The sequence below is a fragment of the Vibrio sp. Vb0349 genome (assembly GCF_033338975.1).
The window spans coordinates 80,183-93,614 of the sequence record NZ_JAWOTS010000001.1; the positions used below are offsets into that span (position 1 = coordinate 80,183).

A 13,432-nucleotide genomic window follows, 5' to 3' on the forward strand; every position below is an offset into this window, starting at 1 on the left:
ACCTTAGGAGATCATGAACTTAAATTTAACCAAGGAATGAAATGTAACCTTGTAAAATGATTAAGTTAACGATGTCGATAAAGAAAGCCCCCACAATTGGCACCACCATAAATGCCTGCGGCGACGGGCCAAATCGGTTAACGATCGAACCCATGTTCATTACGGCTGTTGGGGTTGCACCCAAGCCAAAACCGCAGTGCCCCCCTGCAATAACAGCAGCATCGTAGTTGCTTCCCATCACTTTGAACGTAACATAGTACGTAAAGATTGCTAAGACGACAGACTGCACAGCTAAAATAACCAAGAATGGAATCGCTAGATCGAAGATATTCCATAACTTCAAGCTCATCAGAGCCATCGCTAAGAACAGAGATAGCGATACCGTACCTAACATATCGACCGTTTCGGCATCTAACTTACGAATCTTGGTCACTTCCAAGAAATTCGTAATGATCACACCAATGAATAGCGCATATACGAAGTCTGGAATCATCAGCCATGAGATTTCATACGTGCTTACCCATTGCTCGACATACTTGGCCCCAGTAACACAGATCAGTAGGAAGAAGAGTTTCTCCACCACTTTTTTCGCCGTTACTTTATCTTCTTCGTATTCATTGTAAGTCACCAACTCCGGGAATTTCTCGTGAGTTTTGGCATCTCGACCACCACGACCATACTCAGACTCTATGCTGTTCTTTTCCACCAGACGCTGCGCTACAGGGCTACCAATGATACCGCCGATGATCAAACCAAAAGTCGCTGATGCCATTGCAATTTCTAAGACGTTATCCAATCCATACACGTCTTGAAAGGTTTGTGACCACGCAGCACCTGTACCATGACCACCTGACAGAGTAATCGAGCCAGCAATTAACCCCATCAAAGGATCTAAACCGAGCGCCGCCGCAAGTGAAACGCCAACGCCGTTTTGTATGATGATGTAAAACGATGCGACAGCTAAGAAGATAAAAACCTTCGCACCTCCTTTCATCAACTGAGTGTAATTTGCGGCCAAACCAACTGTCGCAAAAAACATTAACATAAACGTATTTTGTAATGGCAAGTCGAACTCTAAGTCGATGCCGTTGAAATGAAGAGCAGTAATCATGCAGGCCACAATAAGACCACCTACAATCGGCTCAGGTATGTTGAATTTCTTTAAAATCGGTAGCTTAGCATTAATAAAATGCCCCAGGAAAAGCACACTGATTGCGACCAAGAAGGACTCCAGTGCACCTACAGATATTAAATGATTCATATCGCCTCTTATTATTGTTCTCTTCATTCTCCGTAATGAATGAGTGTTAGTTTAACCTTCGTTCAATAGCAAATTTTCTCGCTTTATTGTTTCGAAAATACTCAAAAAGTTGGTGTAGATGCGCCTTAGGCTAGTTTAAGGGGCGCTCCTTAAGCGATGTGTCAGTTTTTACGCTGTTAGCAAGCCCTTAAATGTGAAAGGAGCTGATACAGCTCCTTCAAATGGCCCCTCGCAATACCTGTGCGTTATCGCTTGGGGTGTTGTGTTGTGAGTAAATTCTGGGTGACACTTTCTGAACCACTTCGGGCTCCCTTACTTAAACAGAATGTGTCAATTACTATCAAACAAAGTTCCTTCCCGTTGTAACCGCTAAACGCCGAGAGCGCGTTCAAAACAATTGGGTTTGCCTGTTCCTGTCGTAGCTTTTCAACTCTGGCTCATGGTGTATAAACGAGCCGAATCCAAGGAAACTCTCAGGCTGCAACAAACGTTTTCGTCACAACGGAGCAGGATTATAACATATCGCTGATAATTTTCTTCAATTCAGTGACATTCACCAACCCCATGGTTAAACCTTGCAATGATTAACTGCCTATTATCATTTTCACAGATAAAGATCGAAGCACAGTTACTCAGTAAGTTTCTTAGAAAACGATGCATAGCTAATAACTTCACCGCCGTTCTTATCCAAGAGGTCTTGATAAACGCCCTAGAGAACCAAGCAGCCGAAATATGCGATGTTATCATGATTGCTTTTCGAGACCGACGTCCCGACTTTGGCTAATGAGTACAACCCCAACTATGCATCAGACAAAAACATGTATAATTTTTTATACAAGTTATTCAATAACAAGAGTCCCACATGAACATTCATTCGCTTTGCGCTGCGCTATTACTCAGCATCGTCTCATCAGCTACAGCAGCTGAAAACATTCGTATTCAATATTCTCCCATAGAGACAACTCATGAAAAAATCGCCCAACAATCGATTCAAAGCAGCGATGTAAACACCATCTTTGTTGAGCTGTCTCAGGCCTACTTTCCATTTGATAAAGCTCTCACGCTGGTTTACGGCGGAGAAGATGGTCCAATGTATGATCCTGATACACACACAATATACGTTCCTTACACTTTTTATTTGGAGTCGCTCAATTACTTCTCCAATAATCAGTATGAAGAACGCTTCGGAAAATCCCCAAAAACAGGGGCGCTAGATACGTTATTGCACACTTTACTTCATGAAGCTGGACATGCTTACATCGAAGATCAAAGCATCCCTGTTCTCGGAAAAGAAGAAGATGCGGTCGATAATTTTGCCACTATTTTAATGATTGACTTCCTAGAAGATGGCGCAGATATGGCCATTAGCGCCGCCGACATGTTCGCATTCGAATCCGACGACAGACCGGACTACTACGATTTTGGCGAGTACATTGACGAACACAGCTTTGATTTGCAGCGTTACTTTTCAACGTTATGTTTGGTGTACGGTAGTGATCCGGAGCAATACAAAGCCTTACTCGATGAAGTAGAAAAAGACTACCTGCGTGATCGCAAAGAGTTCTGCCAATTCAATTACGGCAACATTCGCGACAATTGGCTGCATTACTTGCAAAACAATGAACCAAAAGAAAATTCGCCACGTAAAAGCGATTAGAAAATCTCAAACAAGAAAACCGCAATGACAAAACTCACCATATTTTATGACGGAACCTGCCCGCTTTGTGCCAAAGAGATGAAGGCGCTAAAACAACGCGATTCCAAGCAGCACATCAAAACCGTCGATATCTATAGTGATGCATTCGCAGATTATCCGCAGATCGATCCTGAACAAGCCAACACCATTTTGCACGCCCTCAACGAAAAGGGGGAACTTCTGCTTGGGTTGGACGTGACTCATCGTGCGTGGCAATTAGTTGGTCGCGGTTGGCTCTACGCTCCACTGCGTTGGCGCCTCGTTAAACCTGTTGCTGACTGGCTTTACCTCAAATTCGCAAAGAATAGGTATCGCGTCTCATATTGGTTAACAGGGACTTCTCGTTGCAATAGTGGGTCGTGTTCACGTTAATTGTGATCCCGCTTAAAAATGCTACGACCTTCGTCTAGATTTACAAATTTCCAGTACTTCTGATTGATTAACTCGGTTAATCTCTAAGCATTACAACAATAAGTATTAACACTTTTATCAGGCAAGCTTATTCAGCTTGTCACTTGTAACGCTGCGCCGAGAGAAGGACGTCTCTATGAATCTGACGATCAGAAAACGACTATATATCCTTTCAATAATTCCAATTCTAACTATGGCAATAGGCATGATGTGGTTCACCTACGTACAAACCACGGCCTACAACGAGCACGAGATTGAGCAAACTCGAAGTCAAATGATGGAGATGAAAAAAGCCGAGCTCAAAAACTACGTCCAAATGGCGCGCTCCGCCGTCGAGCCACTACTCGCTCAAAATGCCCCACTTGAAGAAGCACTGCCTATCTTGAAACAGTTGGAGTTCGGTCAATCCGGCTACATCTTCGGTTACGATTCAAAAGGCGTGCGTGTCGTGGTGGGTAAAAACACCAAAGGCATCGGAGAGAACTTCTATAACTTGCAGGACAAGAAGGGCAATTACCTGATTCAGGATTTGATCAAAAATTCCAAAACTGGTGAGTTCACGACTTATTACTTCCCGAAACTCGGTCAGAGTGAAGCACTACCGAAACTCAGCTACTCAGTCTTTATTCCTGAATGGGATTTGATGTTGGGTACGGGCTTCTACACTGACGATATCGACGCCATTGTGGCAAACATGGAAGAAGCCGCGCATCAGGCCCTCAACACCACACTGACAGCAATTGCTCTATTCTGTGTCTCGATTGCAGCCATCGTTGCAGTCTTCGCGGTGTTTGTTAACCGCAGTATCATGAAGCCTATTGAGCAGTTTGATGCCTCGATTCACTCTTTCGCGCAAGGCGATGCAGACTTAACCGCACGCATGGAAGAATCGAGCGTGCCGGAGTTCACCCAGCTTAGCCGTAACTTCAATATCTTCGTTGAAAGCCTGCAAGGCATCATCAAGAGTGTTAGCCACGTAGGGCAAGAAGTGGTTTCTGAAACCAACGACATGTCACAGCGAGCATCGCAAGTGGACGAATTGGCTTCAGGTCAACGTGAAGAGACCGAACAAGTCGCAGCGGCAATGACCGAGATGACAGCAACGGCGCACGAGATTTCAAACAACGCTAACCAAGCAGCGCAATCAGCCAGAGACGCCGATGAAAACTCACAACAAGCAAAACACATTGTTGATTCAGCAGCGAACTCTGTCGAAGCGCTCGCGCTAGAAGTGTCAGAAGCCAGCACGGTGATTTCTCGTTTAGAGAGCGACGTAAAAAACATTTCTTCTTCTCTAGAAGTGATTCAGGATATCGCCGAGCAAACCAACCTATTGGCACTGAACGCAGCCATTGAAGCAGCCCGTGCTGGTGAACAAGGTCGCGGCTTCGCAGTCGTTGCCGATGAGGTCCGTAAACTGGCGAGTCGCACTCAAGACAGCACAGGCGAAATTCACCAAATGATCGAGCAGTTGAAGTCTGGCTCGGATGCGGCAGTGAAAGCCATGGGTTCAAGCCAAGCTCGTGGTGAAGCAACAGTGGAAGAAGCACGGGCAGCCTCTGCCGCACTGCAAGAAATCCAAGCCGCGATTGCTAACATCATGGACATGAACACGCTGATCGCAACGGCAACCGAAGAACAAAGCCAAGTTGGGCAAGAGATTTCACAACGCATCGAAGTCATCTCTCAACAAAGCAGCCAATCGGCGCACCTTGCGAATCAAAACCGCGCAGGCAGTGGCAACCTTAACCACAAAGCTAACGAGCTGTACGACTTGGTCGGTCGCTTTACGGTCTAGAGCTTTCCTCAAACACTCAACATGCAAACAGCGACGCCAAAACGTCGCTGTTTTTATTTCTGCTATCATAATGCGACTTAGCTATAATGCCGCCAACTTAGCACCCACAAGGGCAAACAAGATGATTATTATGACCACCAATTTCGGTGACATCGAGATTGAACTGAACCTAGAACGAGCGCCAGTTAGCTCAAAGAACTTCAAAAAATACTGTGAAGATGGCTTCTACAACGGCACCATTTTCCACCGCGTTATCGACGGCTTTATGATTCAAGGTGGCGGTCATACCGAAGACATGGCAGAAAAGCCAACACGCGGACCAATCGCGAACGAAGCAAACCGTGGTCTAAAGAACCTTGTTGGCACTATCGCAATGGCACGAACCGATGCTCCGCACTCTGCAACGGCACAGTTCTTCATTAACTTGGAAGACAATGATTTCCTAGACCACACCGCAACCACCAACCTAGGCTGGGGCTATGCCGTGTTTGGTAAAGTGACCGCGGGTATGGATGTCGTAAATCGCATCGCGAAAGTAAAAACGACCTCTAAGCTTGGTCACGATGATGTGCCATGCGATCCAATCATTATCGAGAAAGTGACGATCAGCGAATAAACCCATTCGCCTCTGCAGAGAAATCGTCGCTATAAAACGAAGAAAGCGCCTAACGTCTGATGACTTAGGCGCTTTTTGTTTTTATGACTCAGCCGATTAGTTGGGCTTATAACGAAGTTATTGATAGAAAAGCTCAGCTTTGGCTCCAACCAAATCCAGTTCAGAGCCTTGAAAATCAGCCAGATATTCAGCAACAAGGTTGTACCCAACCCAATACCCCATGTATTTCGGCCAGCGGCTTTCATCGCTGCCAAGAAAGTAAGCGTCGAAGTTGTAATCTAAGCTGGTCAACTTGCCTTTCATCTCAGCGTAGAAAGGGCGCCAATCTTGATCTTTGATTTGCTCAAACAAGCTCGGAGTGACGCCGCCATTCACCTTACGTTCGAAGTGACAAGCTAACCCTTCCATAATTAGTACATCACCAAGTGCAACGCCACTTTCTCCCGCTCGCATACGGAACAGGTGATGCAACTCATGCGCTAACACTGCAGCTAGTTCTTTCTCAATAACGTTTTTAATATCAGTACGTTGAGTATCAAGTAGAATCTCTACACGATAGGCACTTAAGCAATAGCCACCAATCCCCGTCTGCGGTACGTCATTGCGATCAAACGGGCTAATGGTGAGGTCAATGTTACTCAAATCAAAGTAACTAGAAAGTTGTGAGCTCAGGTCATCAAGTTTCTGATGTAAATACTCAGCGAGTGGAGACAACTCTCCCGTTGCATTTAAGAGGGTTACGCGATAACTCATTTATCTTCCTTGATAATGTGGGTTAAGAGCAGCGAGTTTACAGTGTAAAGAGTGAGCAGTTCTAGCGATTACATTCCTTTGAATAAACTTTGAGATGCACGGCTCACAGGGAGCTTGTTTTCTCCAACGTGAACAAACATTCTGCCAGCAAAGTCTTTGTTTACTTTGTTAATTTTGCACACTTGCACCACGCTTGAACGGTGCACTTGCCAGAACTGCTCTGGGTTAAGCTGCCCTATCAACTCTTTCAACGATGTACGAATCAAATACTCCTGCACTTTGCCTTGTCCTTGTTGGGCATACACAGAAACGTATTTTTCTTCCGCTTTGAAATACAACACATCAGACGTGGCGATCAGATGAATGTCTTCCCCTTGCGTCGCTTTGATCCACTGAAGATATTGCGGAGTTTGTGGAGCGGATAATTGTTGTAACTGTTCTAACAGGCTGCTCATCTGCACATTACTGCTTTCTTGCTCTCGCTTAGCAAGGCGTGCTTTCACTCTTTCACACGTCGTCAGGAGGCGCTCATCTGAAATAGGCTTGAGCAAATAATCGGTGGCATTTTGCTCAAAAGCTTTTATAGCGTAATCATCGTACGCGGTGACAAACACAATCAAAGGTGGGTTGGCGAGTTGATTGAGTTTTTGCGCTAATGTCATACCATCCAAAACTGGCATACGAATATCAAGAAACGCAATGTCAGGTTGGCTTTGCTCAATGGCTTGCAACGCTTGTTCACCATCGGCGACTTTGGCTATCACCTCTAGCTCTGGCCACACTTCAGCTAGGCTTTTATCAAGATGACGCCTCAATAACGGTTCATCATCAGCAATAATGGCAGTAAACCCTGTATTCATTCCTTTCTTCCTTGATTACGATCCCATTGGCCAGCTAAGGCGAACACAAACGCCACCCTGAGCAGACTCACTGATAGAGACCTCTCCTTGCCCTGCGAACAAAGCTTCAACTCGCTGCTTGAGATTACTTAGACCCACGCCAGAGCCCATGTGACCACTCACGTGATTCAAGCCAACACCTGTGTCTCTGACTTCAATCTTCAAGTTCTGCTGTTCGCGCTTAATCAGCAAGCTGACTTCACCACCTTCTCGCTTTGGCTCAATACCATGGATAATGGCGTTTTCGATTAAGGGTTGAAGCATCATCGGCGGTAGCTCGGTTCTGCCTAATCCCTCTTCCACCTCAATCTTGTAACTGAGTCGCTCACCCAAACGGGTTTGCTGAATACCTAAGTACGCCTCAATTAACGCCGTTTCATTGTCTATGGTGGTATGTTCTTCGCGTGAGCTTTTTAGCGTTGCACGCAGTAGCGCGGTTAACTGTTCTAGCATCAGCTTGGCTTTATCGACATCTTGCGACATGAGCGCGCTGATATTTGCCAAAGTATTGAATAAGAAATGCGGTTCAATCTGGCTTTGCATCTGCTTAAGCTGACTCAGCAACAGCGCACGGTCTTGCTCTGCTTTCTCGCGCTTGATGGCTTCCAACTCTCGTTGAGCAACCGCCTCTTTCTCACGCGAGTAAAAATAGAAATAACACATACCGCTAAACAGTAATCCCATTAAGCCAACAGGGATCATATCGGAGATACCAAAATACTCTCCGAGCCAAAATTGCGCATTAATCACCCCAAACAATAAACAGGCAACAAGCGAACACACCACTTCTATCATACGTGGGAGGGTTGGAAACAAACGGTCAATCAACCATGAGAAGAAGATAGCCGAATAGCCAAATCCGAAGCTAACCGCTACATGAATGTAAAATGGACCGCCCCAAACCGAGAGAGTCATTGCTGCGATAAAGAGACAAAATGCCGTGGTCACTAATAAGCTACGCGGCCATCCACTTTTCACCACTGATTTTGCTGAACACATTTAGAATTTCCCTTTGATGTTAAATACAATCATATGCTTATCATTGATTTGTGCGTAAGCAGATTGGTCGTCTCCGGTTAAAAAGCGTGCGGCAACTTCCACTTCTACACTTTGATCGCCGGTATCAATCCATTGGTAGTTAAGCCACTGCGTGACAATCACACCACCATCTTGTGGCGACAGCATCACATCCAACGTAGGGGTTACATCACTTAACCAGCCCATATCCGCTTTGCCGTTCCATGCAGCCCACGCTTCCAAATCCCAACTCCAGTGCAGCATTAGGTTATGCTGAACGATATTGGCATGCTGAAACCCTTGGGCGTAGCTTGTCGCAAGTAGAGCGCTGCTAGCCAACAGAGAGTTGTTAGGATCAGGGATCCGAGAGAGTAATTCACCACGCTCTATTGCTTGTTGCCATTCGTTTTTCGACCATGCTCGGCTGTCGTACCAATATTCAGCAATCACGTTGTGTCCGGCTTGGTTTGCCCAGTTCAATCCAATCAAGGCTTGGAATGCACTGCCCTGCGCCTCAACCGAAACAGGTTGGTAGAGATCATCCTGCTGAAACTGATAGCCGACACTTTGCTTTTGCCACAGCATTGCTCCGTGCATGGCGATGGATTCATCCCACACCGCAATGGCACTGGCGCCAAGCAAACCTCGGCGCACATCATCGTAAAAACCAATCAGCTGATATTCTGTGTCACCCACCAGCGCATAACGACGAATACCAACACCTTGCTGCTCTGCGGCTTGATCCAGTGCACTTTGGTCTTGTTGCCCCCAACTTGAATCAGTTGCAATCACCGTCCACTCGCCGGCCATATCGTAGTGTGAGAGTGAAAACACACCCGCACCTTCTTCTGCTACTAAGCCAACAGGATTTTGTCGATAAGGCTTAAACAGATCCAAAGGTCGGTAGCCATAACCCACGCCCCAATCCACGCGTAACTTACCCAAACTCACATCAAGAGTGGTATCACCGACTTGCCACTCCCCTAGCCAAGCCAGCTCTCTAATCAACAGTTGGTTATCAGCTTCACTCCACCAATCACTCTCTCCTTGTTGATTGAGGTACAAACCTTGGCTATACAGAGCGAACAAACCACTGAAGTTGTGATAATTCACCTGCACATCCAACAGTGCATTAAGTGAATCACGAGAACTGCTCTGCGCCAGCATAAATGCGCTATCCCGTTGCTTGGCCGTTTCGTAACTGACAGCCCAATCCCACTCAAAACTCAGCTCATCATTGGCAAAAACTGGGGCTGCTGTGCCCACACACAACGACGCAGCAATCAACAAACTGGTGCTTTTGTTAAGGTTAGGCTGGTGCGGTTTCATGTGACTTCCTTGCTCGTTTTTATGGTTCTATTTACGAAGCTCAGACTAAAGCTGAGTCGTGTTGGCTTTTGGCAAATAACTTGGGTTGTAGAACTTGTTATCCAGCTGCCAAGGCACGATTTCTTGGTACTCGATAACGGTCTTTTTGCTCGGCTGAATGCTATCAAGCAAGGTCATCTCACTGACGTAGTCTTCACCGTTGTCGCTTGCACGTCCGTATTGCGCTTGCTTGGCGAGTTTGCCCGAGCGCAAGTAAAGATCGGCTTTGATTGGAAACGCATCTTGCTCAGACAACCACAAGTCGATCTTCTGATAGCTCGCCCCTTTGGTTTTCGCGGTTAACGCAAGGTGATAAGCCGCGACACTTTCCCCGTTCACCGAAACGGTTTCTGTCGCTTTCCATTCACCTTGATAATCTTGGCTCCACGTCAGGGTTGAGATGTCGCCGATAGACGCTTCCCCAAGCAACTTCTGCATTGGCGTAATGCGAATCGGGCGGCGGCTCTTTGGCATTTGCAGCCAGTAGTTATCGCCCATCATCAACATCTTTTGCCCTGCTTCAACCGCCGATTTGAATACCACCAGCGATTCACGATTTGGACGCGTGTACACGTGGTAAAGGCGAGTTTTATCTAACTCTTGGTCTTGATATAAGCGCACCAGAGACACCACTTTGGAGGAATCATCTTGCAAGCGGTAGCTGTCAGCTTTTTCAATCAATTGCGCAACTTGCTGTGCATCTAGTGCTGTTTCATTCGCACTGACATTCATGCTTGCAACGCCATTTACCGTTAGCAATGCAATTGGTAATAGTGATTTGAAATTAAACATAAATCAGTGCCTCCGTAATTGGCTTGTTCACCCCTTTGCGTGCCGAGAAAAACGCCGCAACCAAACAAATCATCAATACTGCGAGTCCAGCTATAGCCACCAGCTCCCAAGAGAAGTAAATCGTTAATGGGTAACCTTCTGTTCGTCCTGGCGGTGGCGGCATTTGCACATCCACGACCATCAGTAAGACGGTGACTAGCGCCGTAAACAAAGCACCGATTAAGCTGCCAATCACGGCAAGTAACCCTGCTTCGCGCAAGAACCCAGCAATAATTTCGCGAGGGTAGCTACCAAGTGCTGACAAGGTGCCAATTTCACGTGTGCGTTCCGTTACCGACATGGTCATGGTGTTGAACAGCGCGACAAAGACTACCAGCGCCATCACTGCACCCATGATGCCGAAGATACGGTCGTACAAATCTTTCACTTTGAGATAGAAGAACGCACGTTCTTGCCAAGGCGTAATCTCAATATCTTGATCACCAAAGTTCTGCTTTTGCTTACTCAGAACCGAAGCCACTTGTTGCTCGACTTGGCTCGTTAAACTGGTATCGAACAGGAAGACCGATAACGCACTGACTTTGTCTGAACCGAGCAGCGATTGCGCGCTGTTGATGTGTACGTAAAGCTGGCGTTTATCAAGCTCAGGTACGCCTGTTGAGTAGATGCCACGCACTTTGAAGTCATACGCGTTCAATGCGCCGTCGGTTGTGGTCGCCAGCAAGGTAATCCAATCACCAACGTGCACGCTTAGGTTGTTCGCTAAATCAACGCCAAGCATCACTTCTGGCTCTGTAGGGTCATAACGCGATGCATGAATGTTGGACAGCGTCTGCCCTTCGCGCACGTCCAAAAACGGTCCTTTCATATCGAATTCGCGTTCGTTCACGCCAATGCCGATAAAGATCGAGGACTTGTTGCCGTTGGAAATCAAACCGCTGAACTCAACTCGTGGCTGCACGCCTCGCACTTCGTTTAAGCCAATCAATTGCTTGGTAATGTCGTCTGCATGAGTTAAACCGTTACTCAGTGGCATCTCTTCTTCTTTAGCGAAGTAACCCGGAGTGGTTAACGTCAGATGCCCCGTGTCACGCGCTGTCGATTCTTTCAAACTGTCATAGGTGTACAGACCAAAACCGCCCGCACTGGTTAACGCAAACACGGTAATAGCGATGATCAGCATCGACAACAAACTGCGACGACGATTACGTTGCAGGTTCAACCAAGCAAGGCGAACCGAAACAGGAATTAGCTTGCCCATGAAACCTCCTCCACACTTGCGTGCGTTTGGGTAATCTTGCCATCCACCAATTCAATGGTGCGATCACAGCGGGATGCCATACGAGGGTCGTGTGTAGCGACAATAAAAGTGGTGCCAAGCTCGTGTCCGAGCCCTTTCATAATGTCGATGACCTTGTTAGCAGTTTGACTATCAAGACTTGCAGTTGGCTCATCGGCAATCACCAACGCCGGTTTGTGTACTAACGCACGAGCAATTGCCACACGCTGCTGCTGACCGCCCGACAAGTTATCGGGCATGTGATGAATAAACTCACCCAAGCCAACGTGTTCTAGTATTTGTGTGGCGAGCTCGGTTTGTTCTGCTTTTGAAAAGCCGTTGAGGTGTAGCGGATAAGCCACGTTCTCTAGCGCCGTCATCACGGGGACAAGATTGAATTTTTGGAACACAAAACCAAGCTTTTCACGGCGCATTTTTGCAGCCTGCATTTGTCCGGTTGGGTATGGGCTGCCTGCAAATGTCACCTGACCTTGGTATTGAGTATCCAGCATGCCAAGCACATTAAGTAAGGTGCTTTTGCCTGAACCAGACGGCCCGCACAATGCCACCATTTCGCCGGCAAACACTTCACCAGACACGTCTCGCAATGCACGCACCGTTTGGTTGCCAAGGGCGTAATCGCGACTGAGTTGATTAAAAACGATCATGACGCCTCCCTAATACTTGGCTAGCAACGCTTTCGCGGTTTGCGTTTCTAGATTGCTGTCGCCCAATTGCTCCATTTGCGCTAACCATATTTTGGCTTGTTGAACATCTTCAGCGCGCAGTGCCGCTTCAATGGCATAACGGTAAATCCACGAAGTAGCCGCGAAAGGTTGCTGACTAAAACTCGGTTCATCGAGCAGAGAAAGGTACAGCTCGTAGCCACGCTCAAAGTGATTGAACATGTCTGGCAGAGAGGTAAACGTAGTAGCTGCCATAGCGGTGGCTAGTTGATATTCCGGCAAACCTTGTAAGCGTTGTTGCTCTTGCAGTGGTACTGGCTGATTCGCCATTAGGTCCAAACCTTTTTGGATTGTGGCAAGACCGCGCTCGGTGAACTTCATCTTGTTCCAAGGCATAAACGCCTCACGACCTTGCAACGTCTCTGCACTGCCTAAATACACCAAAGTCACCGGCGTAGCGCCCTGCTCTTCAAGTTGTTTGGATAATTCGCCGTAAACGGTATCAACTAAACCAGAGTCACCCTGCGCCGCTTGGTTGAATTGACTGAGTGTGCGCTCGCTTGGGTTAGCCAGAGTCAGATTGCTGCTGAGTGCAAATGCGGCGATAAAGGTACTTGCCAGTTTAAGAGCTTTGATTGAGCGAAATTGAGAAACCATCATGTACTGTCCTTAGTTGAACGTGATTTGATGGTTTCAGATTAAGGGAGAAGATCGCACGCTGCTTTTGCATGCGACCAATGGCAGTTATGCAGAGTGAATGGTATTGAGAGAGGATGAATGACATTCACTTAAACAGAAAATACAATTCCGTTCATTCGTAACGCTACATTTTTACGGCAGTCACAATAAAAACACT

Annotated in this window: 13 protein-coding genes; 4 read left to right on the forward strand and 9 right to left on the reverse strand. The window is 46.8% G+C overall.

What is annotated here, in order from left to right; genetic code table 11:
* Window positions 1–25 precede the first annotated feature (25 nt).
* The gene (gene gltS, locus R7Q47_RS00430; protein WP_005374448.1) at window positions 26–1,261 is read right to left on the reverse strand and encodes a sodium/glutamate symporter; all 1,236 of its coding nucleotides are present in this window, start codon (window positions 1,259–1,261) and stop codon (window positions 26–28) included.
* 862 nt (window positions 1,262–2,123) lie between these two features.
* On the opposite strand from gltS, the gene R7Q47_RS00435 reads away from it, so the two are divergent.
* From R7Q47_RS00435 to R7Q47_RS00450, 4 genes are all read left to right on the forward strand, one after another.
* The gene (locus R7Q47_RS00435; RefSeq protein WP_053308028.1) at window positions 2,124–2,918 is read left to right on the forward strand and encodes a DUF4344 domain-containing metallopeptidase; all 795 of its coding nucleotides are present in this window, start codon (window positions 2,124–2,126) and stop codon (window positions 2,916–2,918) included.
* A 24-nt stretch (window positions 2,919–2,942) separates the two neighbouring features.
* Window positions 2,943–3,329 (forward strand): thiol-disulfide oxidoreductase DCC family protein, encoded by a 387-nt coding sequence (locus R7Q47_RS00440; protein ID WP_054576513.1) that lies wholly within the window; start codon window positions 2,943–2,945, stop codon window positions 3,327–3,329.
* Window positions 3,330–3,504: 175 nt separating this feature from the next.
* Complete coding sequence (locus R7Q47_RS00445; protein ID WP_154204107.1) at window positions 3,505–5,166, forward strand: methyl-accepting chemotaxis protein; 1,662 nt, start codon at window positions 3,505–3,507, stop codon at window positions 5,164–5,166.
* 121 nt (window positions 5,167–5,287) lie between these two features.
* The gene (locus R7Q47_RS00450) at window positions 5,288–5,782 is read left to right on the forward strand and encodes a peptidylprolyl isomerase (protein WP_041059372.1); all 495 of its coding nucleotides are present in this window, start codon (window positions 5,288–5,290) and stop codon (window positions 5,780–5,782) included.
* Between the two features lie 117 nt (window positions 5,783–5,899).
* Here the strand turns inward: R7Q47_RS00450 and R7Q47_RS00455 are convergent, their stop codons facing one another.
* The 8 genes from R7Q47_RS00455 to R7Q47_RS00490 all read right to left on the reverse strand — a co-directional run bounded on the left by R7Q47_RS00455 (window position 5,900) and on the right by R7Q47_RS00490 (window position 13,236).
* On the reverse strand, window positions 5,900–6,535 hold the full coding sequence (locus R7Q47_RS00455) for a DUF2268 domain-containing putative Zn-dependent protease (RefSeq protein WP_054729145.1): 636 nt from the start codon (window positions 6,533–6,535) through the stop codon (window positions 5,900–5,902).
* A gap of 68 nt (window positions 6,536–6,603) precedes the next feature.
* Window positions 6,604–7,395, reverse strand: a complete 792-nt coding sequence (locus R7Q47_RS00460; protein WP_005383208.1) for a LytR/AlgR family response regulator transcription factor — start codon at window positions 7,393–7,395, stop codon at window positions 6,604–6,606.
* Window positions 7,396–7,410: 15 nt separating this feature from the next.
* A complete protein-coding gene (locus tag R7Q47_RS00465; protein ID WP_182016059.1) occupies window positions 7,411–8,433 on the reverse strand; it encodes a sensor histidine kinase in 1,023 nt (340 codons plus the stop codon).
* Window positions 8,434–9,780 carry a hypothetical protein gene (locus R7Q47_RS00470; RefSeq protein WP_154204105.1) on the reverse strand — a complete coding sequence of 449 codons (1,347 nt, stop codon included), beginning with the start codon at window positions 9,778–9,780 and terminating at the stop codon, window positions 8,434–8,436.
* Window positions 9,781–9,825: 45 nt separating this feature from the next.
* Window positions 9,826–10,611 carry an outer membrane lipoprotein-sorting protein gene (locus tag R7Q47_RS00475; protein ID WP_054575276.1) on the reverse strand — a complete coding sequence of 262 codons (786 nt, stop codon included), beginning with the start codon at window positions 10,609–10,611 and terminating at the stop codon, window positions 9,826–9,828.
* The gene (locus R7Q47_RS00480; protein WP_248486073.1) at window positions 10,604–11,872 is read right to left on the reverse strand and encodes an ABC transporter permease; all 1,269 of its coding nucleotides are present in this window, start codon (window positions 11,870–11,872) and stop codon (window positions 10,604–10,606) included. The genes R7Q47_RS00475 and R7Q47_RS00480 overlap by 8 nt, the downstream gene beginning before the upstream one ends.
* Complete coding sequence (locus R7Q47_RS00485) at window positions 11,860–12,558, reverse strand: ABC transporter ATP-binding protein (protein WP_248486075.1); 699 nt, start codon at window positions 12,556–12,558, stop codon at window positions 11,860–11,862. Before R7Q47_RS00485 ends, R7Q47_RS00480 begins: the two co-directional genes overlap by 13 nt.
* 9 nt (window positions 12,559–12,567) lie before the next feature.
* Window positions 12,568–13,236 (reverse strand): hypothetical protein, encoded by a 669-nt coding sequence (locus R7Q47_RS00490; RefSeq protein ID WP_104980291.1) that lies wholly within the window; start codon window positions 13,234–13,236, stop codon window positions 12,568–12,570.
* Between the last annotated feature and the right edge of the window lie 196 nt (window positions 13,237–13,432).

Excerpts from the sequence above, each read along its gene's own strand:
- R7Q47_RS00465 (WP_182016059.1), bottom strand. The coding sequence starts at position 8,433 with ATGTGTTCAGCAAAATCAGTGGTGAAAAGTGGATGGCCGCGTAGCTTA.
- R7Q47_RS00445 (WP_154204107.1), top strand. The coding sequence starts at position 3,505 with ATGAATCTGACGATCAGAAAACGACTATATATCCTTTCAATAATTCCA.
- R7Q47_RS00435 (WP_053308028.1), top strand. The coding sequence starts at position 2,124 with ATGAACATTCATTCGCTTTGCGCTGCGCTATTACTCAGCATCGTCTCA.
- R7Q47_RS00480 (WP_248486073.1), bottom strand. The coding sequence starts at position 11,872 with ATGGGCAAGCTAATTCCTGTTTCGGTTCGCCTTGCTTGGTTGAACCTG.
- R7Q47_RS00485 (WP_248486075.1), bottom strand. The coding sequence starts at position 12,558 with ATGATCGTTTTTAATCAACTCAGTCGCGATTACGCCCTTGGCAACCAA.
- R7Q47_RS00440 (WP_054576513.1), top strand. The coding sequence starts at position 2,943 with ATGACAAAACTCACCATATTTTATGACGGAACCTGCCCGCTTTGTGCC.
- R7Q47_RS00460 (WP_005383208.1), bottom strand. The coding sequence starts at position 7,395 with ATGAATACAGGGTTTACTGCCATTATTGCTGATGATGAACCGTTATTG.
- R7Q47_RS00475 (WP_054575276.1), bottom strand. The coding sequence starts at position 10,611 with ATGTTTAATTTCAAATCACTATTACCAATTGCATTGCTAACGGTAAAT.
- R7Q47_RS00470 (WP_154204105.1), bottom strand. The coding sequence starts at position 9,780 with ATGAAACCGCACCAGCCTAACCTTAACAAAAGCACCAGTTTGTTGATT.
- R7Q47_RS00455 (WP_054729145.1), bottom strand. The coding sequence starts at position 6,535 with ATGAGTTATCGCGTAACCCTCTTAAATGCAACGGGAGAGTTGTCTCCA.
- R7Q47_RS00490 (WP_104980291.1), bottom strand. The coding sequence starts at position 13,236 with ATGATGGTTTCTCAATTTCGCTCAATCAAAGCTCTTAAACTGGCAAGT.
- R7Q47_RS00450 (WP_041059372.1), top strand. The coding sequence starts at position 5,288 with ATGATTATTATGACCACCAATTTCGGTGACATCGAGATTGAACTGAAC.
- gltS (WP_005374448.1), bottom strand. The coding sequence starts at position 1,261 with ATGAATCATTTAATATCTGTAGGTGCACTGGAGTCCTTCTTGGTCGCA.